Source organism: Streptococcus hepaticus, from assembly GCF_043656315.1.
Taxonomy (GTDB): domain Bacteria; phylum Bacillota; class Bacilli; order Lactobacillales; family Streptococcaceae; genus Streptococcus; species Streptococcus hepaticus.
The window spans coordinates 106,327-132,061 of record NZ_JBINIY010000002.1; the positions used below are offsets into that span (position 1 = coordinate 106,327).

General features: G+C 41.1%; 36 protein-coding genes, 1 tRNA gene and 2 pseudogenes. All 39 read left to right on the top strand.

Annotation, left to right across the window (positions count from 1 at the left end):
• Nucleotides 1–2 precede the first annotated feature (2 nt).
• The 39 genes and pseudogenes from ACHUFA_RS02845 to ACHUFA_RS03035 all read left to right on the top strand — a co-directional run bounded on the left by ACHUFA_RS02845 (nucleotide 3) and on the right by ACHUFA_RS03035 (nucleotide 25,735).
• A complete protein-coding gene (locus ACHUFA_RS02845; protein ID WP_394404845.1) occupies nucleotides 3–974 on the top strand; it encodes a recombinase RecT in 972 nt (323 codons plus the stop codon).
• Nucleotides 971–1,768 (top strand): PD-(D/E)XK nuclease-like domain-containing protein, encoded by a 798-nt coding sequence (locus ACHUFA_RS02850; RefSeq protein ID WP_394404846.1) that lies wholly within the window; start codon nucleotides 971–973, stop codon nucleotides 1,766–1,768. The genes ACHUFA_RS02845 and ACHUFA_RS02850 overlap by 4 nt, the downstream gene beginning before the upstream one ends.
• 13 nt (nucleotides 1,769–1,781) lie before the next feature.
• Nucleotides 1,782–1,970, top strand: a pseudogene (locus ACHUFA_RS02855) (helix-turn-helix domain-containing protein); the annotation flags it as partial.
• Nucleotides 1,971–2,266: 296 nt separating this feature from the next.
• Entirely contained in the window at nucleotides 2,267–2,608 is a 342-nt protein-coding gene (locus ACHUFA_RS02860; RefSeq protein ID WP_394404847.1) for a hypothetical protein, read from the top strand.
• Nucleotides 2,605–3,132, top strand: coding sequence for a hypothetical protein (locus ACHUFA_RS02865; RefSeq protein WP_222347251.1), 528 nt, complete (start codon nucleotides 2,605–2,607; stop codon nucleotides 3,130–3,132). The genes ACHUFA_RS02860 and ACHUFA_RS02865 overlap by 4 nt, the downstream gene beginning before the upstream one ends.
• Before the next feature lie 311 nt (nucleotides 3,133–3,443).
• Nucleotides 3,444–3,617 (top strand): DNA cytosine methyltransferase, encoded by a 174-nt coding sequence (locus tag ACHUFA_RS02870; protein ID WP_394404848.1) that lies wholly within the window; start codon nucleotides 3,444–3,446, stop codon nucleotides 3,615–3,617.
• Between the two features lie 2 nt (nucleotides 3,618–3,619).
• Nucleotides 3,620–3,799 (top strand): hypothetical protein, encoded by a 180-nt coding sequence (locus tag ACHUFA_RS02875; RefSeq protein WP_394404849.1) that lies wholly within the window; start codon nucleotides 3,620–3,622, stop codon nucleotides 3,797–3,799.
• Nucleotides 3,796–4,071 (top strand): hypothetical protein, encoded by a 276-nt coding sequence (locus ACHUFA_RS02880; protein ID WP_394404850.1) that lies wholly within the window; start codon nucleotides 3,796–3,798, stop codon nucleotides 4,069–4,071. Before ACHUFA_RS02875 ends, ACHUFA_RS02880 begins: the two co-directional genes overlap by 4 nt.
• Nucleotides 4,055–4,426, top strand: coding sequence for a YopX family protein (locus ACHUFA_RS02885; RefSeq protein WP_394404851.1), 372 nt, complete (start codon nucleotides 4,055–4,057; stop codon nucleotides 4,424–4,426). Before ACHUFA_RS02880 ends, ACHUFA_RS02885 begins: the two co-directional genes overlap by 17 nt.
• Entirely contained in the window at nucleotides 4,419–4,628 is a 210-nt protein-coding gene (locus tag ACHUFA_RS02890; protein WP_394404852.1) for a hypothetical protein, read from the top strand. Before ACHUFA_RS02885 ends, ACHUFA_RS02890 begins: the two co-directional genes overlap by 8 nt.
• The gene (locus ACHUFA_RS02895; protein WP_394404853.1) at nucleotides 4,625–4,831 is read left to right on the top strand and encodes a hypothetical protein; all 207 of its coding nucleotides are present in this window, start codon (nucleotides 4,625–4,627) and stop codon (nucleotides 4,829–4,831) included. The genes ACHUFA_RS02890 and ACHUFA_RS02895 overlap by 4 nt, the downstream gene beginning before the upstream one ends.
• A gap of 637 nt (nucleotides 4,832–5,468) precedes the next feature.
• The gene (locus ACHUFA_RS02900) at nucleotides 5,469–5,648 is read left to right on the top strand and encodes a hypothetical protein (protein ID WP_222347258.1); all 180 of its coding nucleotides are present in this window, start codon (nucleotides 5,469–5,471) and stop codon (nucleotides 5,646–5,648) included.
• 69 nt (nucleotides 5,649–5,717) lie between these two features.
• Nucleotides 5,718–6,206: a DUF1492 domain-containing protein gene (locus ACHUFA_RS02905; RefSeq protein WP_394404854.1), complete on the top strand. Its 489-nt coding sequence runs from the start codon at nucleotides 5,718–5,720 to the stop codon at nucleotides 6,204–6,206.
• Between the two features lie 103 nt (nucleotides 6,207–6,309).
• Nucleotides 6,310–6,419: transfer RNA gene (locus ACHUFA_RS02910), tRNA-Ile, on the top strand.
• 105 nt (nucleotides 6,420–6,524) lie between these two features.
• Nucleotides 6,525–6,887, top strand: a complete 363-nt coding sequence (locus tag ACHUFA_RS02915; protein ID WP_394404855.1) for a hypothetical protein — start codon at nucleotides 6,525–6,527, stop codon at nucleotides 6,885–6,887.
• Nucleotides 6,877–8,298, top strand: a complete 1,422-nt coding sequence (terL, locus tag ACHUFA_RS02920) for a phage terminase large subunit (protein ID WP_394404856.1) — start codon at nucleotides 6,877–6,879, stop codon at nucleotides 8,296–8,298. The genes ACHUFA_RS02915 and terL overlap by 11 nt, the downstream gene beginning before the upstream one ends.
• An 11-nt stretch (nucleotides 8,299–8,309) precedes the next feature.
• Nucleotides 8,310–9,680 carry a phage portal protein gene (locus ACHUFA_RS02925; RefSeq protein WP_394404857.1) on the top strand — a complete coding sequence of 457 codons (1,371 nt, stop codon included), beginning with the start codon at nucleotides 8,310–8,312 and terminating at the stop codon, nucleotides 9,678–9,680.
• Nucleotides 9,673–11,193 (top strand): minor capsid protein, encoded by a 1,521-nt coding sequence (locus ACHUFA_RS02930; RefSeq protein WP_394404858.1) that lies wholly within the window; start codon nucleotides 9,673–9,675, stop codon nucleotides 11,191–11,193. The genes ACHUFA_RS02925 and ACHUFA_RS02930 overlap by 8 nt, the downstream gene beginning before the upstream one ends.
• A 2-nt stretch (nucleotides 11,194–11,195) precedes the next feature.
• On the top strand, nucleotides 11,196–11,402 hold the full coding sequence (locus tag ACHUFA_RS02935) for a hypothetical protein (protein WP_394404859.1): 207 nt from the start codon (nucleotides 11,196–11,198) through the stop codon (nucleotides 11,400–11,402).
• The gene (locus ACHUFA_RS02940; RefSeq protein WP_394404860.1) at nucleotides 11,402–11,737 is read left to right on the top strand and encodes a YjcQ family protein; all 336 of its coding nucleotides are present in this window, start codon (nucleotides 11,402–11,404) and stop codon (nucleotides 11,735–11,737) included. The genes ACHUFA_RS02935 and ACHUFA_RS02940 overlap by 1 nt, the downstream gene beginning before the upstream one ends.
• Before the next feature lie 202 nt (nucleotides 11,738–11,939).
• Entirely contained in the window at nucleotides 11,940–12,521 is a 582-nt protein-coding gene (locus ACHUFA_RS02945) for a DUF4355 domain-containing protein (protein WP_394404861.1), read from the top strand.
• A 6-nt stretch (nucleotides 12,522–12,527) separates the two neighbouring features.
• Nucleotides 12,528–13,367, top strand: coding sequence for a N4-gp56 family major capsid protein (locus ACHUFA_RS02950; protein WP_394404862.1), 840 nt, complete (start codon nucleotides 12,528–12,530; stop codon nucleotides 13,365–13,367).
• A 5-nt stretch (nucleotides 13,368–13,372) separates the two neighbouring features.
• Entirely contained in the window at nucleotides 13,373–13,534 is a 162-nt protein-coding gene (locus ACHUFA_RS02955; protein WP_394404863.1) for a Rho termination factor N-terminal domain-containing protein, read from the top strand.
• Complete coding sequence (locus tag ACHUFA_RS02960; RefSeq protein WP_394404864.1) at nucleotides 13,521–13,721, top strand: hypothetical protein; 201 nt, start codon at nucleotides 13,521–13,523, stop codon at nucleotides 13,719–13,721. The genes ACHUFA_RS02955 and ACHUFA_RS02960 overlap by 14 nt, the downstream gene beginning before the upstream one ends.
• Nucleotides 13,722–13,729: 8 nt before the next feature.
• Nucleotides 13,730–14,062, top strand: coding sequence for a phage head-tail connector protein (locus ACHUFA_RS02965; protein ID WP_394404865.1), 333 nt, complete (start codon nucleotides 13,730–13,732; stop codon nucleotides 14,060–14,062).
• Nucleotides 14,028–14,357, top strand: a complete 330-nt coding sequence (locus ACHUFA_RS02970) for a hypothetical protein (RefSeq protein ID WP_394404964.1) — start codon at nucleotides 14,028–14,030, stop codon at nucleotides 14,355–14,357. The genes ACHUFA_RS02965 and ACHUFA_RS02970 overlap by 35 nt, the downstream gene beginning before the upstream one ends.
• Nucleotides 14,341–14,853, top strand: a complete 513-nt coding sequence (locus tag ACHUFA_RS02975) for an HK97-gp10 family putative phage morphogenesis protein (protein WP_394404866.1) — start codon at nucleotides 14,341–14,343, stop codon at nucleotides 14,851–14,853. The genes ACHUFA_RS02970 and ACHUFA_RS02975 overlap by 17 nt, the downstream gene beginning before the upstream one ends.
• A complete protein-coding gene (locus tag ACHUFA_RS02980) occupies nucleotides 14,850–15,218 on the top strand; it encodes a hypothetical protein (protein WP_394404867.1) in 369 nt (122 codons plus the stop codon). Before ACHUFA_RS02975 ends, ACHUFA_RS02980 begins: the two co-directional genes overlap by 4 nt.
• A gap of 3 nt (nucleotides 15,219–15,221) precedes the next feature.
• Entirely contained in the window at nucleotides 15,222–15,638 is a 417-nt protein-coding gene (locus ACHUFA_RS02985) for a phage tail tube protein (RefSeq protein WP_394404868.1), read from the top strand.
• Nucleotides 15,639–15,643: 5 nt separating this feature from the next.
• Entirely contained in the window at nucleotides 15,644–16,015 is a 372-nt protein-coding gene (locus tag ACHUFA_RS02990) for a DUF6096 family protein (RefSeq protein WP_394404869.1), read from the top strand.
• Nucleotides 16,016–16,155: 140 nt separating this feature from the next.
• Nucleotides 16,156–16,401, top strand: coding sequence for a hypothetical protein (locus ACHUFA_RS02995; RefSeq protein WP_394404870.1), 246 nt, complete (start codon nucleotides 16,156–16,158; stop codon nucleotides 16,399–16,401).
• A 62-nt stretch (nucleotides 16,402–16,463) separates the two neighbouring features.
• Nucleotides 16,464–16,958 (top strand): annotated as a pseudogene (locus ACHUFA_RS03000) (hypothetical protein); the annotation flags it as partial.
• A 124-nt stretch (nucleotides 16,959–17,082) separates the two neighbouring features.
• Nucleotides 17,083–17,823 carry an NUMOD3 domain-containing DNA-binding protein gene (locus ACHUFA_RS03005; protein WP_394404871.1) on the top strand — a complete coding sequence of 247 codons (741 nt, stop codon included), beginning with the start codon at nucleotides 17,083–17,085 and terminating at the stop codon, nucleotides 17,821–17,823.
• Between the two features lie 223 nt (nucleotides 17,824–18,046).
• Nucleotides 18,047–20,596 carry a phage tail protein gene (locus ACHUFA_RS03010; protein ID WP_428848819.1) on the top strand — a complete coding sequence of 850 codons (2,550 nt, stop codon included), beginning with the start codon at nucleotides 18,047–18,049 and terminating at the stop codon, nucleotides 20,594–20,596.
• 15 nt (nucleotides 20,597–20,611) lie between these two features.
• A complete protein-coding gene (locus ACHUFA_RS03015) occupies nucleotides 20,612–20,962 on the top strand; it encodes a DUF6711 family protein (RefSeq protein ID WP_394404873.1) in 351 nt (116 codons plus the stop codon).
• 7 nt (nucleotides 20,963–20,969) lie between these two features.
• Nucleotides 20,970–24,860 carry a gp58-like family protein gene (locus tag ACHUFA_RS03020; protein WP_394404874.1) on the top strand — a complete coding sequence of 1,297 codons (3,891 nt, stop codon included), beginning with the start codon at nucleotides 20,970–20,972 and terminating at the stop codon, nucleotides 24,858–24,860.
• Between the two features lie 9 nt (nucleotides 24,861–24,869).
• Complete coding sequence (locus ACHUFA_RS03025) at nucleotides 24,870–25,076, top strand: hypothetical protein (RefSeq protein ID WP_394404875.1); 207 nt, start codon at nucleotides 24,870–24,872, stop codon at nucleotides 25,074–25,076.
• A gap of 2 nt (nucleotides 25,077–25,078) precedes the next feature.
• Nucleotides 25,079–25,426: a hypothetical protein gene (locus ACHUFA_RS03030; RefSeq protein WP_394404876.1), complete on the top strand. Its 348-nt coding sequence runs from the start codon at nucleotides 25,079–25,081 to the stop codon at nucleotides 25,424–25,426.
• Between the two features lie 9 nt (nucleotides 25,427–25,435).
• Nucleotides 25,436–25,735 (top strand): hypothetical protein, encoded by a 300-nt coding sequence (locus ACHUFA_RS03035; protein WP_394404965.1) that lies wholly within the window; start codon nucleotides 25,436–25,438, stop codon nucleotides 25,733–25,735.

A 25,735-nucleotide genomic window follows, 5' to 3' on the forward strand; every position in this document is an offset into this window, starting at 1 on the left:
AGATGGCAAATGAATTGACACAGAAACAGGTAACATCAAATGTTGCCACGCGAATCGAAGCGATGAAAGGCGAAGGTTTGCTTATCGCTCCAAATTACAGCGTAAATAACGCTCTAAGCTCTGCTTACTACGCGTTGAAGAACTCGTCTAGTGGCAATCTATTGCAACAATGCAGCCAAGACAGTGTTTATAATGCGCTACTCGAAATGGTGACGCAAGGACTAAGTCCGGCTAAAAAGCAGTGCTACTTTATCCAATACGGGACAGATGTTCAGTTGCGGATGTCATATTTTGGGACAATCAAAGTCACCAAGGATTTGGAAGAAGTCAAAGATGTTACCGCGAATGTTGTGTACGAAGGAGACACGTTGGAAGTGGCTGTTGAAAATGGTCGCAAAAAACTAGTCAAACACGAGACTGATTGGCAGAATGCTGACAATCCAATCATTGCCGCTTACTGTATCATCACTCGTACAGATGGAACGGATTTTTTTGAAATCATGACTAAAAAGCAAATTGACAAATCTTGGTCAAAAGCGAAAACAAAGAATGTGCAGATTGATTTTCCAGACCAGATGGCAATGCGCACAGTTATCAACCGTGCAGCCAAAATGTTTATCAATACAAGTAATGACAGCGACTTATTCGCTGGAGCAATTAACAGTGCTATCGCTGATGAATACGAAGACGGTCGTCAAATTAAAGAAGTTGAACTAATCAAAGATGATCACGCAACTTTGGACGACCTTCTACAAGCCCATAGAGAGCCCATAGAGAACGAAAAGGTGTTAGATGGACAATTTGCCGAGACAGCCGAAACAGAGCCGAAAACGGCTAAAAAAACAGCAAATAAGAGCAAATCAACTTCAACCGAATACCCAGCAGAAGAAATTCCAGATTTTGATGCCGAAACAGGCGAGATTTTGGAAGGCTCTGGCAACCTCTTTGACAACTTAGAAGACTTGATGCCATGACAAAATTAGATTTACTCGGAAAGGACTACTATAGCAAGGAATCGGCCATCAGATACTGGTCTATTAGTCAGTACAAGCGTTTTAGAGAATGCGAGACAAGAGCGCTTGCCGAATTACGAGGGGATTGGACAGATGCCAGAGATAAGACTGCGCTACTCGTCGGTAACTATGTACATAGTTACTTCGAGAGCGAAGAAGCTCATGCCAATTTTGTTGACGTCAACAAAAATGTAATGTTATCAACTCGTGGCGCTACGAAAGGCCAGCTTAAAAAGGAGTTCTTAGTAGCTGAACAGATGATTGAAGCGCTCAAAAATGATGATAACTTTATGGCTATCTATCGCGGGGACAAAGAAGTCGCTGTCACTGGCTTCCTTGGTGGTGTAGAGTTCAAAGGTAAAATCGACTGTCTAAACGTTGAACGTGGCTATTTTGTGGATATTAAGACCACGAAAGGTCCAGTTGATGACATGGTTTGGACTGGTCAGGCTAAATTGCCTTGGTTTGAGGCTTACGGTTACATCTTACAGATGGCAGCTTACAAAAACATGTTAGAGGCGATTTACAACAAGCCTTTTGAGCCAATCATCTACGCAGTAACCAAGGAAGAACCGTCTGATACAGCTGCGCTACGTGTGCAAAATATAGACATGATGCAGATGGAATTAAATGAGCTATCTCAAAACATTCAACGATTGGATGCGGTTAAAAAAGGTTTAGAAAAACCTAAACCTTGCGGACATTGCGATTTTTGTCGAGCTAATAAGCTGACAAAACGTGTATATATTATTTAAAGGTCGTGAAATCATGAATAGATTGAAAGAATTAAGGCAAGAAAAAAAGCTATCTCAGAAAGAGTTAGCTAAAAAAATTGGCGTGCATTATAGAACTTTACAAAATTGGGAAAACGGCGAAAGCCAAATCAAACCAGACAAAGCTCAGGCACTCGCTGAACATTTTGGGGTAACAGTTGCTTATTTACTCGGCTATTCCGATTATCAAGGAGACAATCTTAGAGATTTGCTTTTCCATGAAATCAAAGCTTTGAAAGAATACAAGGTAATACGCAATGGATTCGAAAATTTTATTTCCGAAAACGACGTATTAAATGTAATTGATAGAATTTTAGATTAACAATAAACAACGTGTCGTGAACCACGTTAAAAGCGAACTAGAAAGCGTTAGTTTTGCGATTTTGGACGAATCGCAGAATTTCGTAGAGTCTGGATATACTCACAATTGTTTTTACTCACACAAATCCAGACTCTAGCTTTTTGAAAAGGAAATGAAACATGGAACAAATTAGAATCACAGGAACAGAAACAACCATCATCAGCAGTCGAATTGACAGAACCTTTGTCATCGCAGGTCACTTGGCCGAAAAATGGAAGTTTAGAACTCTATTTGAAAAAGTTTATGACGGGCCTTCTTTGGACGAAAACGGCGACTTGTTCGAACCGGTTTATGATTTAGTGCTAGAGGCAGAACCTTTGATGCCTATCGTTATCGATTCGTCATACTCGGCCAAGGACCGCAAAAAGGATATGGACGAAATCCAGAAAGTCTTTGCCTTTATTGAAGACAACAAGAAAAACATCTTTGAATCTCTCGGAATTCAAGGAGTGATTGAATGAGTAGTCTAGTATTATCGCTAGACATCTCAACTACTGGAACAGGATGGGCCTTATTTAAAGGTCCAGAACTGGTCCAAAGTGGTGTCTTGAAGCACAAGAGTAAGTCTTATTTTGAGCGTGGTCGCTATATGGCTAGTCAACTACGCATGATACAGTCTAAGGCTCTAAAGGAGCATGATTGTCCGTTTAGCGCAATTGTGGTGGAAAAAAACAGCGTCATGGGTCCAAATCAGCAATCAATGATCAGCATCGGGATTGTGACAGGAACCATTCTTGGCAGACTGATTGCGGATAAGGCAGTTTTTGTCAATGTGTCTACGTGGCGCAAGCATTGGAAATTTAGCCATAAAGAGTACAAAGGCTTAAAAGCCCGCTCTAAAAAATCTATGAAGTTGCAGGCAGTTGATAAGGTCTTAGAGTCTTTTAACAAGACAGTCAAGGATGACGAGGCAGATGCGATTCTGCTTGGTTTTTACTACGTCGAAAAAGGTCTCAACGATGATCTGGAATCACATGAATATTGAGGTGTCAAATGGTTAAAAAGAAAACGCATGTCGTCAGAGTCTATCAGCGCGCTTCAACTGTGAGCAGAAATACGACGACTAAGAGCAAATTCGATGAGTATTTTTTTGATACCGAAATAGAAGCACTTACAAAATTAGCTAGTGTGAAGTCAAAGTTCAAAGAATACTACATTCTAGAGGTGCAACATGGACAAAGATAAAATCATAGCTATAGTGCTAGCTGCAATGACAAGTGCAATCGTAGCTCTCACACTCAACGTAGGTAGGTTGTTACATCAGGTAGATATACTGGAAAAACGAGAGGAAGCATCTTGAAATTTTTAGACTTATTTGCCGGTATTGGTGGTTTCCGTCTTGGTATGGAACGAGCCGTCCGAACATACGAAGAACGCCAATTGGCTCTTATTAGTCAGGACAAGGCTATTCGGCAGGAATTGGCGGACTTGAAGCGGTACATACAGACTGGAGAAGCAAGTGGAGGGTAGTCATGAAACTTAAAGAATTAATGGCCGTGTTAGACGATGGTGTAACAGTGGAATTTTGGCATAAAGGGTATATGGTTTATGTCGAAAAAGATTCAAACGACCCCTATTTAGACAAAGAAATTACATGGCTTGGATTGAGGCGGGACTCTGGGTTGCTAGTTGATTTTAAGGAGGTAGAGTGATGAAAGTCGTAGCTAATCCAAAATACTTAGATGCATTTGAATGGGACGGAAGAAAAGAAACTTTTGAAAAAATAAGGAAGCTCGCAAATAATATCGAAGATGATGTATATATGCGAGATGGTCAATTAGTAGTTTATGATGGTATTTTCGAGGAGGAAGAAGTTGTAAAGATTGGTCGTTTTGTTGTTTTTGAAAACGATAAAATCGATACGTATAGTCCTATTGGATTTGATGTTTTATTTCAGGAGGTCGAAGATGATTCCGAAGTTTAGAATATGGAACATGCACGAAAACATGATGGTTACTGACGACCAAATTATTATTTGGAATGGTAATGTCTATATCAACGAGGCAAGAAAGCTGTCGCCTAAAAAATTAACAGGATGGAGCGTTGATGATAAATACCTCATGCAATCAACACATCTCAAAGACAAAAACGGTGTAGAGATTTTTGAAGGGGATGTGGTAAAAATGCACTCAGGCGAGCTTTTACCAGTAAAGCTACACCACGGCATGTTTGAACCTGTTTGTTATTATATCAGCGGTGTCTTTGAGAGAGTTGGGAATATTTTTGAAAATCCCGAGTTGTTAAAGCATCCAGATTTTAGAGAGGTAAACAATGACTAACGAAAAAATAGGCGTGCTACTGGTTGATGTACCAGAGCCGAGGTTTGCTGTGTATCATTTTGTTTACTTGTCAGAATTAGGCTTTATGATTAAACCTTCAAGTGACTCAAAAATAATACTGGATTTAGCCTACAAATGCACCCAAGAAGAAGCGGAAAAATACCAACAATTTCGGTGGGTAGCGTTGGAGGAATTGGGATGACCATCAAAGAACTAATCAAAGAATTGCAGATGTACGACGAGGACAAAGAGGTTGTTTTAACGATAGCCAATGTTTATCCAGTTTTGCATGAATTAGTAGATTTGAAAACTGGATTGGTTCGTGTTTCGTCGGATTGTCAAATTGGCTTTGAGTTTAATTTTTTATCAGACAATCGTTTAGAAATTGAGGGGGTGTGGAATTGATTACACAACCAAACAGAGTCAGACGACATAAGTACAGACAGCCTCACGTAGCGCATACAGGAGATCCAAAAGAAATGTATCCGATTGACTACTGCGAGCTTATGCGCAACGGCATGACACCACTTGAATGGTCAGAGGTGTTAGGTATATCCGAAACACATGCAAGACGGCTGATATTAGCTGAAACCGTTCCGAATGTAGAGCTTTGCAATAGAATCGCCGCATACCTATCTAAAATCAATTCTAAGGACGTTTAGAAACGTCTGAGGGTAAATACACTAGACAACAAAAATACGTCTCGAGAACGACGTTAAAAGCGAGCTAGATAATAGAGTGATTAGGTTAACAGACTGTCACAGGTCTGTTAGTCATACGAGCTGGAATCCTCGTTAAACTTAACCTAGACTTTTTCTAACTAAATGTGGCTGGCAAGAGTTCGAAGGCTTGTCAGTCTTACGTCCTCGGTATCGACGTCAAAAAGGCCGTACGCTTTCATATTCGGCAACGGTTCGGATAATACTGATCGTTGTCATTCCGCTAAAATTAAAATTAGAAAGTAGGAAACTCCTTAAAAATAATTCAAACACATCCATCCGTGATGGCGGTAAGCGGAAATAAAGCAGAAAGGAGGTAGGAAATGAATAAACGTACCAAAAAGAAAAAAATATTAAAAGGTCTAAATAAGGAACAGAGATATAACAGAACTCATTGCCCAGTTTGCAACGATAAAATTGGTTTATTTGAACAATATTTTAATAGATACGGTTTCTGCTCTGAATACTGTGGATATAGCTACTACGGTATTTCAAGATTATAAAAAGCCAGCCTTGCGACTGACCTCTTCGATATATTAACCTAAAAATATTATACCACAAGGAGAGGTTAAGTGAGCAGAATTAAAACACCGGCTGAAAAAATGCTAGAAGAGTTGCGTGTCATTCCAAAGTTAATCAGCGAATTAAAAAACGACATTGAGGCTACTAGAAGCTCTATTTTGAGCTCTCCGAAGTGGTCAGATATGAAGGTTCAGGGAGGCCTGAAACAGTCGCAAGAGGACAAGAACATAACCATTCTTGACGTGTCTGAATACAATGTGAAACAGATTGAGTCGCTGGTAGCCCGAAAATCGGAAATCATGGACATTATCATGACAATGCCAGATATGTTGCAGCGACATGTATTGATTACGACATACGCAAGCTGTCAAACCTTTGAGGAAGCTATGGATAGATTGGAAATGACACGTAATAATTATTTTATGCTGAAACGAAAAGGCGTTGAAAGCTTAAATCTGATACTAAATCGTACTAAATCGGTACAAATTGATACTAAATCGGTACAAAGTCATACTCAAAAATACGAATTGGGGTGCTAAAATAGTATTATCAAAATAGCGAGAAGAGACAATCTTTTACCTTAGCCTAATCACAATTAGGGAACAACTTTAACTACCGTCGAACTCGCTATTTTTGATTATGGACAAGGTAGTTTAAAGCGTGGGCGTTTGATGGACGCATCAAAAGGAGACGCATGTGCAAAACGCTGGGCTGATAACCCAGAGATGGAGGTTCGAATCCTCTTCTTGTGGTAAAACAGACCGACATAGATGTCGGGCAGAAGTCACACATCGTGTGGCTTTTTTTGATTGGAGGTGATGATATTGGCAAAAACAAAGCGTGGTAGACCTACAAAAATGACACAAGGAACGGTAAAGAAATTAGAGGAAGCATTTTTAAGAGGTTTAAGCGACGAAGAAGCCTGTCTTTATGCCGATATCAGTAAACCTACACTTTATGATTATTGCGATAAAAATCCTGATTTTCTTGACCGAAAAGAGTTGCTTAAGCAACGTGTGAAAACACGGGCAAAACTTAATATATCGAAAGCGATTGAAGATGGGGATATAGACTTGTCAAAATGGTACTTAGAACGTCGTGACAACGATTTTAAAACAAAACAAGCAGTGACACACGACGGTGAAGTCAATATCAACCAAACCAACCCATTTGCCGACTTGACAACGGATGAGTTAAGGAAGTTGATTGATGATGAATAAGGCAGCAATCAAAAGACAAGCACAGTTAGAACTTGCACGTCGAGATTTCTTTTACTATTGTCGGTTAATGGCCCCGGATTTTTACAAACCTAATCGTCAATATCTAGTAGAGCTTTGCAATGACTTGCAAGGCTTTTTAGATGATGATGAACACGATGTACTAGTTATCAATGAGCCTCCTCGGCATGGGAAATCTCGTACCGCTGGAATGTTTGTTCAATGGATGTTTGGCCGTGACAATACTAAAAAAGTGATGACAGGATCATATAACGAAACACTGTCAACGGTATTTTCAAAAAATGTTCGTAATGCTATTCAAGAGACAAAGGCAGACGATTCTATTACGGTTTTTAGTGATGTTTTTCCTGATATTAAGATTAAATATGGTGACGGTGCCATGAATCTATGGTCTCTTGAAGGAGGGTACAACAATTACCTAGCAACTAGTCCGACTGGTACAGCAACTGGTTTCGGTGCTGATGTCCTTATTATTGATGATCTAATTAAAAGTGCTTTGGAAGCTAATAACGCGAACATCTTGCAGCAACACTGGGAATGGTTTACCAACACCATGCTGTCTCGTCTCGAAGAAGGTGGGAAAATCATCATCATTATGACACGCTGGCATAGCAACGACTTAGCAGGCAAAGCTTTGGTAGAGTTGCCGAAGTCAGGCCATAAAGTCAAACACATCAGCATGAAAGCTTACAACGAAGCGACTGACACGATGTTGTGTGACGAGGTGCTTAGTAAGAAGGCTTATCTGCAAAAAAGTAGAGCGTTAGGAGCTGATATAGCCTCGGCCAACTACCAACAAGAGCCAATCGATATCAAAGGTAGATTGTATTCTGAGTTTAAGACTTATGATAGTAAACCGGCATTCAAACGCATAGCAGCCTACACAGATACGGCTGATACTGGTAGTGACTATCTATCAAGTTACATCTATGGCGTTATAAGCGATAATGAAGCTTACATATTGGATGTAGTCTTTACCAAGGAGGCAATGGAGGTCACAGAGCCATTACTTGCTAGAAAGTTGGCAGAGTACCAAGTTAACACTTGTGATATTGAGAGTAATAACGGTGGTCGTGGTTTTGCTCGCAATGTTGAGAGGCTGACAAAGGGCGATTTTGGCAATCATTATACGGTATTCAATTGGTTCCATCAATCTCAGAATAAACAAGCTCGTATTTTAACGAATACGACGTGGATTATGGAACATATATACTTCCCTGAAAATTGGAGACATCGTTGGCCGGAATTATACAGTGAGTTGATGAATTATCAGCGAGAAGGCAAGAATGCTCACGACGATGCTGCAGACGCATTGACGGGGATTGTAGAGAGTATCAACAACAAGATTAAGACAAAAGCGAAAGTCAAACGCAAATCAACATACGGATTATAGAGAGGAGCAGCATGCAAGAATTATTTATCTATTCTCGCGAAAATTATAACGAGGATAACCTGGATCAGCAAATCATCTACAAGTTGATTCAGAAGCACACTAAGCTAAGAACCGAGCTCAAAAAACTTAAAGATTACTACTTAGGCAGTCACGCCATCCTTAGGCATGTTCGTAGAGAAGGGCAGCCAAACTACAAGCCGGTCTGCAACCATGCTAAGGACATCGCAGACACGTCGACAGGTTATTTTATGGGCAATCCTATCAAGTACACGAACACGGCCGACGGAGACCTAGAGAAGCTATTGGGAGCTTTTGACGTGGCCGAAGTTGATTCTGTTGACGCAGATAATGCTTTGAATATGGCTATCTATGGCAGGTCTTACGAATTTATTTTTGTCAAAGAAGGTGAAAATGAATTATCTGCTCGTTGCTTAGAGCCAGAAAATACTTTTATTGTTTACGATGACTCAATTGAGCAACGACCGCTGTTTGCTGTCTATTATTACGAGATTGAGGACGATGTAAAAGATAGTACGACTTATCGCGCAGAAGTCTATACAGACACTTGGCACTATTCTTTTTCTCTAAAAGATGGCAAAAACGATTCAACAGAACCGGAAGAACACAATCTTGGTATGATTCCAATCATTGAATATCGAAATAATCGGTACATGGTTGGTGATTATGAGCAACAGATTGGTTTGATTGATGCTTACAACTCGTTGATGGGTAATCGTGTCAACGATAAAGAGCAAGCAGTAGAAAGCATCCTGACGCTTTACGGCGCTGCGCTAGCAGATGACCAAGAAGAAGCAAGAGAAGCTATGACCATTCTACGTGAAGAAGGTTTATTGGAGTTGCCTGCAGATGCACGAGCGGAATTTTTGAAAAATGTCCTGGATGAATCATCTGTTGAGGTCCTGCGCAAGTCGCTGAAAGAAGACATTTATACATTTAGTCATATTCCGAACCTGTCAGACGAGAAGTTTGCAGGGAACACCTCTGGTGTGGCCATGGAATTTAAGCTTTTAGGATTAGAAATGATTACTAAGACAAAACAGCAGCATTACGTCAAATCGTTACGCAAACGCATTGAGATTTTTGCCTATTATTACAATCTGACACAAATTTACGACAATGCAAAAGCAATCGTGCCACAATTTAGTCGTGGATTGCCTAAGAACTTGCTTGAACTATCCCAGATTATCAGCAATTTATCAGGCAAGGTTAGCCTGCGTCAATTGATTACTCTGTTGCCATTTGTCGAAGACCCAGATGCAGAAATTGAAGCGCTCGAAGAAGAAAAGGAGCGAGAACCAGAGCCTGCATTCACAGTCAACAGTCCTGTTGAGCAGTCAGAAGAAGATGATCTAGATGAGTAAGCTAAACTATTGGAAGCGTCGTAAGGCTGAGCGTATGGTCAGAGACATGGATAAAGCGGAGAAGATGTCTGACAATCTTAACGAGATCTACAATCTGGCCAACAGACACATCACATCGAAGATTGATGGTATTTTTGAGAGGTTTAGACAAGACCATGGACTGACGGAGGACGAAGCTAAACGGATTTTGCAAAACGTTGACAATCTAGCCGACTTTAACAAGCTCAGGCTAGCGATAGACAGTGTAACAGATAGCGAGGAATTAAGGCAACTAGCAATTACGCTTGATTCTGCATCCTACGCATCGAGAATTAAGCGCTATGAGTCGTTACAACGGCAAGTGGCTAACATTAAACAACCGATTTTCAAAGCCGAAAATGAGCAAACAGGGGCTTTTTACAAGGATCTTGCAGAGGATGTCTATTATCAATCAACGTTTGAGATCCAGCAGCAATCAGGAATTGGCTACAGTTTTGACAATATTTCTCAGGAAACCATCTCGGAGATAGTGAATCAGGAATGGCTTGGTAAGAACTATTCGGAACGCATTTGGGACAACACGACACAATTAGCTGATGACTTACAAAAGGAGTTAGCTATTAGTCTGCTTGCAGGTCGCTCTGACGAAGAGACTGCTCAGGCTATCGATAGCAAGTTCAATAAAGGCAAGTCAAATGCTAGAAGGCTTGTTAGGACCGAATCAGCTCATATCCACGCAGAGATGGAAGCTAAGTCTTACGAGGAAGCGGATATCAAGTATTATCGTTTTTTGGCCACGTTAGACTTGCGAACATCAAGTATCTGCAGAGAGCATGACGGGAAAGTCTACAAACTCTCTGAGCGTCAAACAGGTATCAATTACCCGCCTTTGCATCCATGGTGCAGGTCAGACACGATTGCCTCGCTTGACGAAGAATGGCTCAAGCGTATTAAACGTAGAGCAAGAGACCCCGAGACAGGTCACAATATTGAAGTGCCGGGTGATATGACATACGAGGATTGGTATGATCAGTATGTAAAACCTAAGTATAACGTCGACAATCTGAACAAGACTAAGCTCAAACAAGATGAAGAACAGTATAATTCTTGGAAAAGCCTATTAGACCAAGAAAATATGCCAAAATCACTGGATAGTTTTGTTAGAATGAAGTATAATAATGTCGAGAAATACAATAGACTTGGCGATAATGCATTTGTCAAAAAGAAGATAAAAATCGGCAAATGGGGTTCGAAAATTAATCCAGAAAAGCAATTACCACACATGGAATCAACACACGAGGATGGTAAATCCTACATCTATGATGATATAGATGTACAAGAGTTATTAGATAAGTATAGTGGTACTGGAATAGTTGAGAGAGACCGCAAAGGTGAAAGAACTAACAAGGAAATCGTTGAACTAGAATTTCCGATTGGCGTAGCAGTCAGCGAGTTTGGTTCTATTGAAACTAATGTGATAAAAATCCATCACTCTGCAAATCGCACGCATATAGTACCAAAAGAAAGGAGATAGTTATGTCGTGGAATAGTCTGCATGATTTTTTAGGTAAAAATATAAAAGTTACTTTTACTGACGATACTGTCTTGGCAGGGTACTGCAATACATTTACGGGAAAGCTCGATACAGAAGAAGAACTGTACGACGAAATTACCATTAAAACCGACAAGTATCCGTATGTTGGATTTAATGAATCAGAAATTAAAACAATTGAGGTGGTATAATGGCAAAAGATGACTATTGGGTGGTGGTTTATAAAGTATTAACTTACTACTTTAAAAAAATGAAAAGAGGAGAGGAAGTAGATGACAATGAACTATCTGCTAACTCTCTAGGAATCAATCAACCATATTTGATGAATGTATACCGTAATCTTTTTGATGATGGATACCTTACCGGTTCTCAGATTACCGGAGATATGTCAGGACGGTTTTATATTGAAAACCCTTATGTAGTCAGAATTACAACAAAAGGTATCGAGTATTTAGAGGATAATACTAAGATGAAACAAGTATACAAAGTATTAAAAGAATTAAAGGAATGGATTCCGGGAATGTAAAGTACTTAGAAGAATCTAGGTGCTTTTCTTATACCCAAAATTAGGAGGTGATCACTCATTTTGGCTGGTAGGAAAGACTGCAACCACTAAATATAGCTAACCGTATGGAATCCCGTGCGGTTTTCTTTTTGTCCGAGCATTGATGACAAAAAAAGCCATGGAATTTAACAGTCGGGGACGACTTAAAACATAGGAGGTTCACATGAATGAAGAAACACAAACAGTCGAAACGGTTGAAGAAGGTAACAAAACGGTAGCAGCTGAACCAAAACAACCTGAACAACCAACAGACAAAAAGAAGTACACAGACGCTGATGTTGATGCCATCATCGACAAGAAGTTTGCCAAGTGGAAGTCAGAGCAAGAGGCTAAGGAAAGCGAGGCTAAGAAACTTGCGAAGATGAATGCTGATGACAAGCAAAAATATGAGATGGACAAGCGTGAACAAGCGTTGGCAGAACGTGAAGCTGAAATCAGCAAACGTGAGCTGACTGCTGAAGCTAAGTCAATCCTTAGTGAGCGCGGATTGCCATCTGAATTGATTGATAATGTCAATCTAACAGACGCTGATAGTGTACGTACCTCAATCGACAAGTTACAATCTGCGTGGGAATTAGCCGTGCAGAAAGGTATTGCCGATAAAACCAAAGGTGGTGCTCCAATTAAACGAGCGCCAAGTGATTCGGGAGAAATCACAAAAGAACAATTTAATAAGATGGGATATGCAAGTAGAAATGAGCTCTTGCAGAATAACCCAGAACTCTATCGTAAATTGAAAGGATAATTTTTTATGACACAAACAAAACTCGCAACCATGATCAATCCGGAAGTAATGGCTGATATGGTTTCTGCAAAACTTCCTAAGATGATTAAATTCACTCCGCTCGCGTACGTCGAACGTGCCCTCGAAGGTCAACCTGGTTCAAAATTAACAGTTCCTGCGTGGGTATATAGCGGGGACGCTAAGGAAGTTGCTGAAGGGGGCGCTATCGAACCAGACCAAATGGAGACATCACACCGCGAAATGGAAATCAAAAAAGCTGCGAAGGGGATTGAATTGACAGATGAAGCAGTCCTGTCCGGATTTGGAGACCCGCTTGGCCAAGCTACTCACCAAATTGCCCTGGCCATTGCTAACAAGGTTGATAATGACCTTGTTACTGCAGCAAAAGGTGCTAGTCAAAACATCACAGAAGCACCTACGACTGTCGATAATATCGACAAAGCCTTGGAAGTCCTCGAAGATGAAGATGACGCACGCTATGTTGCTATCATCAATCCAAAAGATGCCATCAAACTTCGTGCCAACGCCCAAAAAGAATGGACTCGTGGTTCTGAACTCGGAGCGGACACAGTTGTCAATGGTACTTTTGGTGAAGTTCATGCCGTCCAAATTGTGCGCTCTAAAAAGGTTGATGAAGGCAAAGGTTTCTTGGTTAAAGTTTCAACTTCCGAAACAGATACAGAGGATGTTGCTAAATACGGTGCCTTTGTCATCAACCTTAAGCGTGATGTGACAATTGAAACAGACCGTGACATCTTGAAGAAAACAACTGTCATCACTGGCGATGAACACTATGGTGTTTACCTCTACGATGAGAAGAAAGTCGTTAAATTCGGAGGTGTGTAGTGGGTATGCTGTTGCGTCGACATTATGATGTGGTAACGTCTGAAAAGACTGACTACGCTTCTTTGACCGCCAAGGAATTAAAAACTTTGGCAAAAGAAAAAGGTGTTGAAGGTTATACTTCGATGACCAAGGAAGAACTATTGGAGGCTCTAAATGAAAAGGCTTAAAGCAAAAGTTGATTTCCACGACTGGGAGGCTGGCTTTATTCGTAAGGCTGGTACAGAATTTGAGATGACAGATGAACGTTATGAAGAGTTTGTCAAACATCTTGAAGATCAAGACATCGATGTAAAAGATGTCGTAGAAGAAATCAAAAAATCTAAAAAGGCAGCGGGTGGAACTCCTGCTAAATAGGAGGTCTCATGGCAGAAAACAACCTTGAGGACTTGAAAGTATTGACAGGCGAGAGCGACGAAAAACTCCTCTCGTCTTTGCTTTTGAGGGCTAAAAATATCATTTTGACAAAGACAAATCGCACGAAGATGCTCCCTGCGCTCGAAAGAATCCAGTTGGAACTAGCACTTGAAATGTTTAACAGACAAGGCAGTGAAGGTGAGTTATCTCGGAGCGAGGGAGGTATCTCTGTCAGTTACAAAGACGGAATTTCCGATACATTACTAACCAGCATAAATCAATACAGATTAGCGAGGGTCAGTGGACGTGCGTTTGAAGCAAAACCGACTGAATACTCGTAAGGTTTGCTCTTTTGTCGTCAAAAAAGACGACGAGGGCAATAAAACTGTGTCTTATGATTATGAACATGCCAGGGAAGTAAAGCTTGAAACGTGGCCTGCTGGTGGCAGATTACAAGCTGAAATTTACGGAGAGCGATTGAACTATATCTTAAACGGATTAGCCGAAAAAAGCGCTGAAATAGCCGAAAAAGACGGTGTGTGTATCGATAGTGAGAAGGTAACTCACAAGGTTATCTCTAAAAAGCCGTATACAGACCACATCGTATTGGAACTTGAGTATGTCGGAAATCGTTAATTACGACAGACTGATGACCAAATTGCACAGATTATCAACAGATGTCAGCATAGACATCGTGCGGACTGGGGTTGATAATTCTCTGAAAACGATTGTACAGCCACAAGCCAAGCTATTAGCCCCTGCCAACGAAGGGGAACTGCGTCGCAATATTAAGACGAAGGTTGATCTAAAAGGTAGCAAGGTTATCGGGAGTATGTACAACAATTTGGAACATGCTCCATATGTCGAATTCGGCACAGGTCCAAAAGGAGCGACAGACCATTCGGGAATATCACCAGAAGCGTCTATCAGCTATCGGACTGAACCGTGGTTTGTCCATAAAGACCAAATTGATGTCGGTCCATATCGTTTCCAAGAGGTAGGCGACTTTTATAAGATGTATGGTCAAGCTGCTCAACCGTTTATGTATCCTGCCCTCAAAGATAATGAGGATAGGGTTGTAAAGAATATCGGAAATTACGTTAAACGTAGATTAAGAGAGGTCTCAAAATGATAAACATTAAACCAATTATTTACAAGGAACTGCAGAAAATTGCAGACAACGTCACAGACACGTATCCCGAGGACTGGGAAAGCTACCCAGTAGTTATCTATCTGGAAGAACAGAACAAGCCTTATGAAGTCTATGACGGTAAAGAACAGAAGGCTGAAATCAGATATAAGGTTGACATCTTCGACGTTGGCTCAACTAGCGCCACAGCGGTAGCTGTTGATGCTGCGTTTATGTCGCTAGGTATGCGCCGGACACAGTCTGTTGATACACCAGACCCTGGTCATCTTAAACACAAGGTTATGCGTTTTGAAGGCGTTGTTGACCTCAACTCTGAATTAGTCTATCAAGCAAGAATGGAAGGATAATACATGTTAGCAAATGGAATTACGCTTGGTTTTAACGAAACCAGCACAGAAAGTTACACAAATCTAACAGGACTCAAAGAAGTACCTGAATTAGGTATTGAGCCTGAAAAAGTCGAAAACACAACCTTGGCCGACACTGTCAAACAGTATGAATTGGGCATCGGTGACGCGGGAGAGTTGGAATTTAAGTTTTCATACAAAAATGACAAACCAACCGACTCATATCGTGTACTGCGCAAATTAGCTGATGCTAAGAAAAAAGCCAACTTTGAAATGACCTACCCAGATACAACCAAGGTCAAATTTGCAGGGCAAGTAGCTGTCAAACTCGGCGGTGGCGGTGTCAATGGAGTCATTGAATTTACCCTCAAAGTAGCTTTGCAGTCAGACTTAGTATTTACTGACCCAATCGGAGGATAAACTGAATGAAAAACAAACCTTTTACAACTTGGACAGTCAATGGAAAGAGCTACGACCTTCGCCTTACAACGCGACAGGTAGTCAGCATCGAAGAAAATCTCAAAATCAATTTAATCAAGATTTTCATGGGCAGTGGCAATGGATTTGAAATCCCGCCTTTGAAAATCATGCTCTTAGTCATCCACGGAGCAATGCAAAAATTTAGTCACGGCGTGTCACTGGAAGATGTCTACGATATCTTTGACGATTACGTTGTAGAGGGCAATTCGCAGGTTGAGCTTTTGACAGAGGTTATCTTGCCATTGTTTGAAGTATCGGGTTTTATTCCCCGCAAGGAGAAGGAGGAGACAACCCCAGCTCTGGAAGCGGTGAAATAAGACAAATCGAAACCATTACCGAATTAATCGACGAGCTATATCCTATCGCACTTGATGCAGGGATTAGCCCTTTTAATTTTTGGGATTATACGATTAAGGAAATCAAAGACTTAATCGAGAGCTTTAACCGAAATTATCTTGTGAAGCAAAAGGAGAAGGTGGCGACCAACTACATGTTGTCTCAAATGATTGCAAATCATGTATCCATGTTGCTTAGCAGTGATGCTAAACCGATTGATATGTGGGAGTATGCTCCTCAACTGTTTGCCGAAGAGAGAGAAAAGGTGGAAGAAGAGCGCAGGAAACAAGAATTGCTACTGCACAGAGAACGCATGCGAGCATTTGCAGAGCGTTTTAACCAGCAAAGGAAAGGAGGATGTGATTGAGTACGACACTTGAAAAACTAAAGGTCATCATTGAGGCTGAGATTGGTCCATTTAAGCAAAAGATGAAGGACGTTGAAGGTAAAGTCAAGCAGGCCAATGACAAGGTCGAGCAAAGCACGAAACGAGCTAGAAGTGCTGTTAGCGGTGCGACTGGCGGTATTGCTGCTGCTTTTGGCCGATTGGCTAAAATCGCCTCTCTTGCTTACCTTGGCAAGAAAATGCTTGATTTAGGCATGTATTCTACTCAAATGGCGCTTGAAGTAACAGCGTCAATCAACCAAATCAATCGGCAAATGGGTGAGTCCAGTCAGACATTTTTGAAATGGATTGACAGAAATGCCAACGCAATGAACATGTCTGTTGGAGAGGCTACTAAATACGCTGGAGTTTACTCGAATTTATTTAGTGGATTTATCAAAGATAGTCAAAAGTTATCTGCATACACAGGCAAAATGTTACAGACATCAGCGGTTATTGCAGAGGGCGCAGGGCGGTCTATTACAGATGTCATGGAACGGATTCGGTCAGGTTTGCTAGGGAATACGGAAGCGATAGACTTTTGTCGCACCGCTTAGAAATAAGCGGATTAAGAACTTACCAAAATCGGTAGAACTCTAAATTTTAATTTGAAACTTCGGTATAAATGTGATATAATATACTTGGTTAAAAAGAGGTGATATTATGGGCGTTATATACGAAATTAAATGTACCAAAACAGGAAGAAGCTATTTTGGTCAATCCAAGAATATAAAAAGACGATTCGATGATCACAAATATAAACTTCGTCATAACCAGCATTATTCAAAAGAAATGCAAGATGATTTTAATTTGTTTGGAGAAGAAGAGTTTCAATTTTCTATTTTAGAAGAAGCATCTGATAACATCTTAGACGAACGAGAAAGTTATTGGATATCATTATCTGACAATGCGTATAATATTGAAAGTGGTGGAGTTAGGGATAAACAACTTGCTGAAAGCACCAAAGAGAAATTAAGTGCTGAAGCAAAAGCGAGATACAAAACTCACGCAAAATATTTTAATAACCCAACAGCCATTAAAAAACGCTCAATATCAAATACAGGTAAAAAACGAGATGATGATTTTAGAAAGAAAATGAGCGATATTGCCAAAAAAAGAATAGGTTCTAAGAACTCATTCTTTGGTAAAAAGCACTCTGAAGAAACAAAACGAAAAATCAGCGAAGCTAATAAGGGGAAATATGATGGTGGCAAGCCTAAAATTCCTATCGTAGCTATTCATCTTGAAACTGGAGAAACAAGGGAGTACACATCAAAAAGCGATGCTTCAAAAGATATTTTTCCAGCTAGGTCTTTTATTGACAAAGTTTTGAATGGTGAAAAGAAACATTATAAAGGGTACACTTTCAAAGAATTAAAACATGACGATACCGAGGTAAACTAAGCAATTAAAAAGGCTTAGTCACCGTAGAGCATAGGGATTGAACCTGTGCTTTTTGTTTTGTCAAAAAGTATAGAATAAAATATCCCCACGAGTGGTAAGCACCTAAACAATTCGGTTGTAGGTGAAAATATATGCCGAACTTACAAGAAATTGTAAGAAGTATGGATAAAAAGCCATGCGATAACATTATTGAGAAGATTTAGGAATCAACGTCAATGTGGCTATGATTGAGTCCACAGAAGCCTTTAAAAAGTTCGCGAATGGACAATCTTGGCAAGACCTTGACTACAATACTCAACAACAAATCCGTCTCATGGCGATTTTGGAGCAGGCTACATCTAAGTATGGCGATACACTATCCAATTCGGTTAATGGTCGTGTAAGCCTGTTTAAGTCGCTTTTAAAGGACGCTGCACTAAATATTGGTAATGCTTTATTGCCAGTTGTCAATGCAGTAATGCCAGTCCTAAATTCACTGGCTATGGCTCTTAAAAACATCACTGCTAAACTAGCTGAATTTGTTGGACTAATGTTTAACAAAAAAGCAAGCGTCAAAAATGGCGCGGTCGCTAATGCGAACAAAGGCTTACAAGATGCTGCAGGGACCTCCGGGGACTTGAACGACGCTTTGGGTGACGCTGGTAGCGGTGCAGATGATATGGCAGACAGCCTTGGTGGCGCAGCTAAACAAGCCAAGAAAGTCAAATCTGAACTACTTGGGCTTGCCGGATTCGATGAAATTTCCATTTTGAAAGCGAATGACGGTGATGATTCCAGCTCTGGTGGCAAGGGCAAAGGTGGGAAAGGCTCTGGCGCTGGAGGTGGGTTTAATGATATCTTGCCAGAAATCGAACTCACTGACATGGATAACAATTTCAAGTCAATCTTTGATGGATGGGGAGATAAGCTAAAAGGTCTGTTTGACCTATTTAAAAAAGGATTTAACGCCTCGTTTAGAGCGGAAGGTTTAGAACGTATTCGAGCGGCAGTCGTTCGAATCGGAAAGACCTTACAGGAAATCTTTACCGATCCAAAGGTCGTCAAGTCATTTCAGACCATGCTCGACAAGATAGCTTATGCCTTGGGACAATTCGTGGGTTCTCTAGCCACGGTTGCAGTTGGCTTTGGTGTCTTTGTTGCCGAAAGTATTGCTAATGGCTTAGAGCGTCAAAAAGAGCGTATTAAGAGCGCTCTGGTGTCTTTGTTTATCAATCTAGGTATTGTCGCCGAAGCCGCAGGAAATATTGCTCAAGAGCTATCAAATGGCTTTTACGATGCAATTACATCATCAGGAGCCGTTAGAATTGGCAGTGCGATTGTATCTGCTGTCTTAAGCGCAGGAAGCACAATTATAGACATTGGTAGCCGCCTAGGTGGAGATTTGGCGCAGGCTATTGAGAAGATAGTTACTGACAATGTTCCTAAGCTATCTACTACCCTGCAAAACATGTTTACTGCAATTGTTCCATTCTTTGAAACTTTTGAAACATATATAAATGATGCTGGTGCAACTATTAGCAAACTGTACGACAAGCATATTGCTCCATTTATCGAATCGTTTTCGGGAGGATTTTCCGAGATTATCGGCACTCTGATAGATGGGTGGAATGCTCATATCAATCCTGTACTAACTGTGTTTGGTGAAAAATTTAGTCAAATGTATGATGAGCACATCAAACCGGCGATTGACAACATTTCCAAAGCTCTGGGAAGTTTGTTTGACTTTATCAAGACGATTTGGGAGGAAAACCTACAGCCGTACTGGAACATGCTCGCAGAAGTGTTGATGCCAATCCTAGCATTGCTTGCTGACTTTTTGCTATCTACGTTAATCGTGGTAATTGAGCGGATTGCAGGCACCATCGGAGGTATCTCATTAGCATTATCTGGATTACTTGACTTTTTGACTGGGGTGTTTACTGGCGACTGGGACAAGGCGTGGAATGGTATCAAGGATTTGTTCAAAGGCATCATTGATACATTACTTGCAAATCTTGGAATTGATATCGATGAAATGATCGATAATTTCAAACGCTGGTGGAGAGAAGTTGTAGCTGTCTTTACCCCGGTTGCGCAGTGGTTCCAAACCAAGTTCAATGAAGCATGGACCTTTATTACAGGTATATTTACCCCGCTAAGTTTATGGTTTAGCCAGAAATACGAAGAATTGAAATCGAATCTTTCAAGTATTCCGTCTTGGTTTAGCTCAAAATTCCGTGAGGCTTGGAACAATGTGACAAATGCGTTCGCTAGTGTCGGTAGCTTTTTCCAAGGTATTTATAGTCATATCACAGGGATGTTTGGAAATATCGGTGTCGCTGTCGGAGATGCAATCGGTGGAGCGTTTAGATACGCAGTAAACGCAGTATTGTCCACGGCCGAAAATGCCATCAACTGGTTTATCGACGCTATGAACGGCGTTATCAATATTATCAACGCAGTTCCTGGTGTGAGCCTTGGTTATGTGCCAAGCGTAAACTTCCCAAGGCTAGCTCGTGGTGGTATCGTCGATAGTCCGACAATGGCCATGATCGGTGAAGCTGGCAAAGAGGTTGTAATGCCGCTTGAAAACACCGGGTTCCTCCAAACTATGGGTCGTGTTGTTGGCTCTGCAGTTGTCGGAGCGTTAGGCGGAGGCTTACCACAGGCTGGCGGATTTAGCGGCGATGGAGATATCGTCATCAACATCGGCGGACAAGAATTTGGACGATTTGCTATCAGAGAAATCAACAGAGCACAGGAACAGGCAGGAGAAATCCTGCTCAACATTTAAAGAAAGGAGAGATAATTGAGCGCATTTACCATAAATGGCGTAACTGTTAAAGCGCCAAAGACAATGCAGGTAGGAATACAGGACATTGATGGAGAGACTGGCCGAAACGCAAATGGCGATATGGTTCGCGACCGCATCACCACAAAGAGAAAAATCGAGCTCGAGTGGGGACAGTTGACACAGAATGAAATACAGACTTTACTAAACGCAGTCTCTCCGGTCTTTTTTGATGTTAGCTATCCTGATCCGCTATCTGGACAGAGCACCAAGACTTTTTATGTCGGCGACAGAACAACACCAGTTTATTCGTTTGCTAATACTTTAAAGCCATGGTCTGGTCTAAAAATGAACTTCATAGAAAGGTAAGGTGAGTATGGCAACATTTAACGAAGCGATGTTAGCTAGGAACCGTACATTTTCTATCCGTGTCGGAACGTATGCTAATAGCGACATCAAAGAGGCAAGTTTTAGCTACGGTTATATTGCTGGCGATACCTTTAAGCCAGGGGGGACCGTGGCAGGCTCGGCCAAAATTGTTTTTACTCGAATCTTGACTAACTTTAACAAGCTAGATAAGATTTATCCCGAAATCGGTCTGTTAGTGGACGGTCGGTTGCAATGGACAAAGATGGGTGAGTGGTATATCAATGATATCCAATTAGATCGCAACCGTAATCAGACTATGTTAGACCTGATGGATGGAATGTTTAAACTAAATCAACCATATCTTACAGACTTGAGCTATCCTGCACAGATTCGTGATGTAATTAGAGAGATTGTAGCTAAAACAGGAATCACGTTGCAGACTGACGATTTAGGTTTTAGAGCTATTCAGCACCATATTCGGTCTACTCCAAGCAAAAAAGACATCACATTTCGAGAAGTATTAAGTCAGGCAATTCAATTGCTTGGCTTTTCTGCTTTTTTCAATCGCGATGGAAAATTAGAAATACGCGGTCTTAAAGAAAGTGGTCTGACAATCACAGCCGATAGTTATTATTTGCACGGTTTGGAACGTAGTGAAATTGAGTATCAAATAGCTGGTATTACTTGCAAAAAAGACAAGGAAACATTGTCTGTAGGCTTGCGAACAGGTCGGTCTCTTGAGCTAGAAAACTCATTTATGATACAGAATATCTTAGATTCTTTGTATTCTGATTTGAAGGATTTGAGGTATTATCCATACTCCTTAAAATACCAAGGTCACTTACGACTAGACGTTGGTTCTTGGGTGACAATCGTTACCAACAAGGGAGAGTCGTTTAAAGTACCTGTCTTACATCAGTCCTTTAACTTTAAAGGTGGATTATCAGGACAAATTAGTGCAGATAGCAAAGCGGGTAACGATACTCAGTATATCTACAAAGGTTTTTTTGCCAAAAAAATTGAACAAGTCTCTACGGATTTGGCAGCAGAAGTCCAACAACAATTGGAATATGTGAACCAGAAATTTGAAGAACAAACAGGAGCTATTAAAACCGAACTGGAAGAAGGAATCCGGCAAGGCATAGTTAGTGCAAACCAAAAAGCGGAATCATTAGCTACTGATATCAGAAAGCAGATAGAGCAGGTATCAAATCAAATCGCACAAGAGGAACAATCTCAAAACGCTCAAATTGCAGAGTCGTTACGTATTGCCGGACTGTCTAACAACCTCGCTCAAGAAGCTAAGCAGATCGCCACGAGCGCGAACCAGTCAATCGCTAATTTTGGCAACCAGCTCCAATCCACAAATGATCTACTCACTCAACAAGCTAAAGACCTACTTGCACAGGCTCAGGCACAGACGGACTTAACCAATCGTGTCACGACAGTAGAGGATACCGCTAACGGTACTAAAATGACTGTCACAGAGCTGTCTAAAACCGTGGATGGTCATGCTGGTCAGATTAGTAGCGTGAATCAACGAACGAAGACTGTCGAAGACGGATTGAGTGGATTGACGACTAAGTACGAAAATCTGTCTGTCGGCAGTCGTAATCTATTGACAAACACTAAGACGTTAGCTGATAGTCGCGGAAACAGGTTTAATACGACAGATACGTATCAAGGTTTTACAATTGCTAAAAGTATTATTCCGCAAGGCTATACACAGAGTTATGTAGATACATTTAGTCAACACACATCTGTAATTGTAAATGGAAATATGTACATTGTCTCATTTTACGCAAAAGCAGACGCACAAACAGAAATTCACTGTTATTTTTATAGTCCTAACACGACTACTAGCTCTCTATCAAGCACTGGTTACAGTGGTAACAGCCCAGATGGTCTAGCTAAAGTTGTTATAGGTACAGAATGGAAACGTTATTGGATTGTCTGGACTCAAAATGGAGCTAGTACCACAACTGACAAATCTGTCATTTTAGGTCGTCATTTTAGCAAGACTAACAATTTTTATATGTGTGCACCAGCTTTGTATGATGGCAATCTCAATAAAGACTGGTCCGAGGCTAACGAGGATATTCGGCAAGTAGTGGCAGAATACAAGCAATCCTCTGATCAAAACTACGCTAATCTAACGCAACGCATGCAAACCACAGAAGGCAATCTCTCAGAAGCGCAGACACTACTCAATCAGACATCTCAGCAGTTGCAGTCCAAGGCTAACCAGTCATCGCTAGACACGCTGACAGGTCGTGTGAGCAACGCTGAGACGAAGATTACGCAGACTGCGGAAGGTCTGACGCAAGAGATTACAGCGACTAGAAACATGATTCCGACTGACATCAGTAGTCAAAATCTACTGCGTGGCACAAAGGATATGATCAAGAAAGGGAATACACACAAAGATGACTGGTACACAGAAGGTGCAGTCCTCGTTGATGAGATAGTAGACGGCTATCCTTTTACCTTTAAAAAATGGTCGAGTGGTGCTAAAACGTCGCCGTCAATTGAAATTACAGTAAAATCTGGGGTTGAGTATACTTTTACAGCTTATATTGCTAGAGAAAACGCAGGTCGATTGTACTTTTACTTGTACGATACATGGGATTATCACATTACTAGTGCGACTCGTCGTGAAACAATAATCGAGAGTGTCGGTCCAGAAATCCAACGTTTTAAAATTACCTTTGTGCCGACTAGAGACGGTAAAATCAGACCACGCTTTGCGATGTCACCTAGCGACCAAGGCTGGTTCATGGCTGGTGGTTACAAGCTGAATCGCGGTCCTATTGCTTCGGACTGGTCACTAGCAACAGAGGATCTAACGACCGTCACAAACTTTAACAGAGTCGAAGAAACAGTCAATAGCCACACGCAGACCATCGGGTCTGTCGGGGCTACTGGCACGATATTAGATAATCTCAGTCGAGTCACACAGACGGCGAACTTAATCCAGTCTGAAGTACTGGGTACTAATGGACTCAAGACACAGATGAGCCAACTGGCAGGGTCATGGTCTATTAAAAATCTGACAAGTGCAGGAACAGTGCTAAATCAGCTAAACCTAAACAAGGACGGTACAGTCAAGATTGACGGTAAGTTGGTGCAGATTACTGGCACGACTTACATCCAAGATGGTGTCATTGCATCTGCTAAGATTGCTGGTCTTGACGCAGGTAAAGTAACAACAGGTTACCTAGATGCAGCACGAATTGCGACTGAAGCTATCACGGCAGATAAGCTCAAAGTTGACCAGGCTTTTTTCAACAAGTTGACTGTAAACGAAGCGTATTTATCTCAATTGTTTGCCAAAAATGCATTTATTGCACAGGTGCAAGCTGTTACGCTGTCAGCTACTAAGATTAGCGGTGGTATACTCAATGCAACAAATGGAGCTATGTCCATCAATCTTAATCAGGCAAATATCTCTTTCAACTCATCAGCAACAATTGACTTTAACAGTTCTGGAAATGCTCTGAGACGCAGAGTAGGAGACGTTACTGGTTTTTTGCATTTTAATGACGCAAGTGCAGGCGGTACTTACGTTGGATTAGGTGTTACATCGCACAATGAAGGTATCAACTCGCAAAGTGCTGGTCGATTTGCAGGTGTCCGAATTTTTAGGTCAAACGATACAACAGACCAAACTGAGATATACGGAGACAAGATTGTTCTAAGCGATTCCTTTTCGTCTAATAGACAGCTGAGTATATCAACGACAAAACTTGACGGATTTTACGAAATGGCAAACATTATCAAATCCATAAAATCCCTTTGGAAGTGCTGGTTGCACCTAAATGGGATTGGATGGAATCTCGACAACTACGATCTGAGAAAAGCTATCATCAACGAGTACAATACTAACAATATAGGTTAAGGAGAAACAATGACACAAGAACAAATCAATCAAGCGCTACGCTTAACCATCAACGAATTGTCTACCAAATTGGCAGATGAGTCCACAACCAAGAATGTGCTGGCGGTCCAATTGTCAGAAGCGCAGCAGGAAATTACTAACCTAAAAGCACAAGTAGACGAATTAACCGCGCTACTTAACGAACAAACACAACCAGAAATCATTGAAGGAGAATAACCATGGCAGGACTTATTACGGAAAACACACTACTTGATATCAATACCATCACACAACCTTTTGACCTCGCGACAGCCTTGAAGTACATGAAGGAAAACGGCGAATTCATCCGTTGCAAGAACGCGCAAAATGACTTTTACATGTATCGCGACGTGCAGAAGCGCCCAGCCATTGTAAAAGGTAAACGTCAATTTGTGGAAGTTGAAACCGTTTGGGCGTTTAACCAATGGGGTGGCACAACTACCACAATCAACGTCGCAGATCTCTTTAACCTTGATTACTATGTCATGAAATTTGACGAAAACGGAAATCCAGACTGGACAGAGCCAACTGTAAGTAAAGAGGAATAATCTATGGGAATTCCAGTAGAACAAGCGGAGAGAATTGCTACAAGTCAAGCGGTTTGGGCAATCCTCTTTGTCCTCTTGTTTATCATCGTGGTTGGCTACTTGGTCCGCACGTCGGATAAACGCGAGAAAAAGTTGATGGAGTTCCACGAGAACTCAAAAGCGGATTCCAACAGACGAGAAGACCGTCTGATGAACCATTTGGAAAAAACTACAGTCGAACTGTCAACCATCACGCATACTGTCAGCAATGTGCAAAAAGAAATGTCACGGATGAATGACCGTCTTGATCAAATCGAAAAAGGAGAATAA

Coding starts and splice junctions, on each gene's coding strand:
- ACHUFA_RS02845 (WP_394404845.1), top strand. CDS start 3: ATGGCAAATGAATTGACACAGAAACAGGTAACATCAAATGTTGCCACG.
- ACHUFA_RS02850 (WP_394404846.1), top strand. CDS start 971: ATGACAAAATTAGATTTACTCGGAAAGGACTACTATAGCAAGGAATCG.
- ACHUFA_RS02860 (WP_394404847.1), top strand. CDS start 2,267: ATGGAACAAATTAGAATCACAGGAACAGAAACAACCATCATCAGCAGT.
- ACHUFA_RS02865 (WP_222347251.1), top strand. CDS start 2,605: ATGAGTAGTCTAGTATTATCGCTAGACATCTCAACTACTGGAACAGGA.
- ACHUFA_RS02875 (WP_394404849.1), top strand. CDS start 3,620: ATGAAACTTAAAGAATTAATGGCCGTGTTAGACGATGGTGTAACAGTG.
- ACHUFA_RS02885 (WP_394404851.1), top strand. CDS start 4,055: ATGATTCCGAAGTTTAGAATATGGAACATGCACGAAAACATGATGGTT.
- ACHUFA_RS02890 (WP_394404852.1), top strand. CDS start 4,419: ATGACTAACGAAAAAATAGGCGTGCTACTGGTTGATGTACCAGAGCCG.
- ACHUFA_RS02895 (WP_394404853.1), top strand. CDS start 4,625: ATGACCATCAAAGAACTAATCAAAGAATTGCAGATGTACGACGAGGAC.
- ACHUFA_RS02900 (WP_222347258.1), top strand. CDS start 5,469: ATGAATAAACGTACCAAAAAGAAAAAAATATTAAAAGGTCTAAATAAG.
- ACHUFA_RS02915 (WP_394404855.1), top strand. CDS start 6,525: ATGACACAAGGAACGGTAAAGAAATTAGAGGAAGCATTTTTAAGAGGT.
- terL (WP_394404856.1), top strand. CDS start 6,877: ATGATGAATAAGGCAGCAATCAAAAGACAAGCACAGTTAGAACTTGCA.
- ACHUFA_RS02925 (WP_394404857.1), top strand. CDS start 8,310: ATGCAAGAATTATTTATCTATTCTCGCGAAAATTATAACGAGGATAAC.
- ACHUFA_RS02930 (WP_394404858.1), top strand. CDS start 9,673: ATGAGTAAGCTAAACTATTGGAAGCGTCGTAAGGCTGAGCGTATGGTC.
- ACHUFA_RS02935 (WP_394404859.1), top strand. CDS start 11,196: ATGTCGTGGAATAGTCTGCATGATTTTTTAGGTAAAAATATAAAAGTT.
- ACHUFA_RS02940 (WP_394404860.1), top strand. CDS start 11,402: ATGGCAAAAGATGACTATTGGGTGGTGGTTTATAAAGTATTAACTTAC.
- ACHUFA_RS02945 (WP_394404861.1), top strand. CDS start 11,940: ATGAATGAAGAAACACAAACAGTCGAAACGGTTGAAGAAGGTAACAAA.
- ACHUFA_RS02950 (WP_394404862.1), top strand. CDS start 12,528: ATGACACAAACAAAACTCGCAACCATGATCAATCCGGAAGTAATGGCT.
- ACHUFA_RS02955 (WP_394404863.1), top strand. CDS start 13,373: ATGCTGTTGCGTCGACATTATGATGTGGTAACGTCTGAAAAGACTGAC.
- ACHUFA_RS02960 (WP_394404864.1), top strand. CDS start 13,521: ATGAAAAGGCTTAAAGCAAAAGTTGATTTCCACGACTGGGAGGCTGGC.
- ACHUFA_RS02965 (WP_394404865.1), top strand. CDS start 13,730: ATGGCAGAAAACAACCTTGAGGACTTGAAAGTATTGACAGGCGAGAGC.
- ACHUFA_RS02975 (WP_394404866.1), top strand. CDS start 14,341: ATGTCGGAAATCGTTAATTACGACAGACTGATGACCAAATTGCACAGA.
- ACHUFA_RS02980 (WP_394404867.1), top strand. CDS start 14,850: ATGATAAACATTAAACCAATTATTTACAAGGAACTGCAGAAAATTGCA.
- ACHUFA_RS02985 (WP_394404868.1), top strand. CDS start 15,222: ATGTTAGCAAATGGAATTACGCTTGGTTTTAACGAAACCAGCACAGAA.
- ACHUFA_RS02990 (WP_394404869.1), top strand. CDS start 15,644: ATGAAAAACAAACCTTTTACAACTTGGACAGTCAATGGAAAGAGCTAC.
- ACHUFA_RS03005 (WP_394404871.1), top strand. CDS start 17,083: ATGGGCGTTATATACGAAATTAAATGTACCAAAACAGGAAGAAGCTAT.
- ACHUFA_RS03010 (WP_428848819.1), top strand. CDS start 18,047: ATGATTGAGTCCACAGAAGCCTTTAAAAAGTTCGCGAATGGACAATCT.
- ACHUFA_RS03020 (WP_394404874.1), top strand. CDS start 20,970: ATGGCAACATTTAACGAAGCGATGTTAGCTAGGAACCGTACATTTTCT.
- ACHUFA_RS03025 (WP_394404875.1), top strand. CDS start 24,870: ATGACACAAGAACAAATCAATCAAGCGCTACGCTTAACCATCAACGAA.
- ACHUFA_RS03030 (WP_394404876.1), top strand. CDS start 25,079: ATGGCAGGACTTATTACGGAAAACACACTACTTGATATCAATACCATC.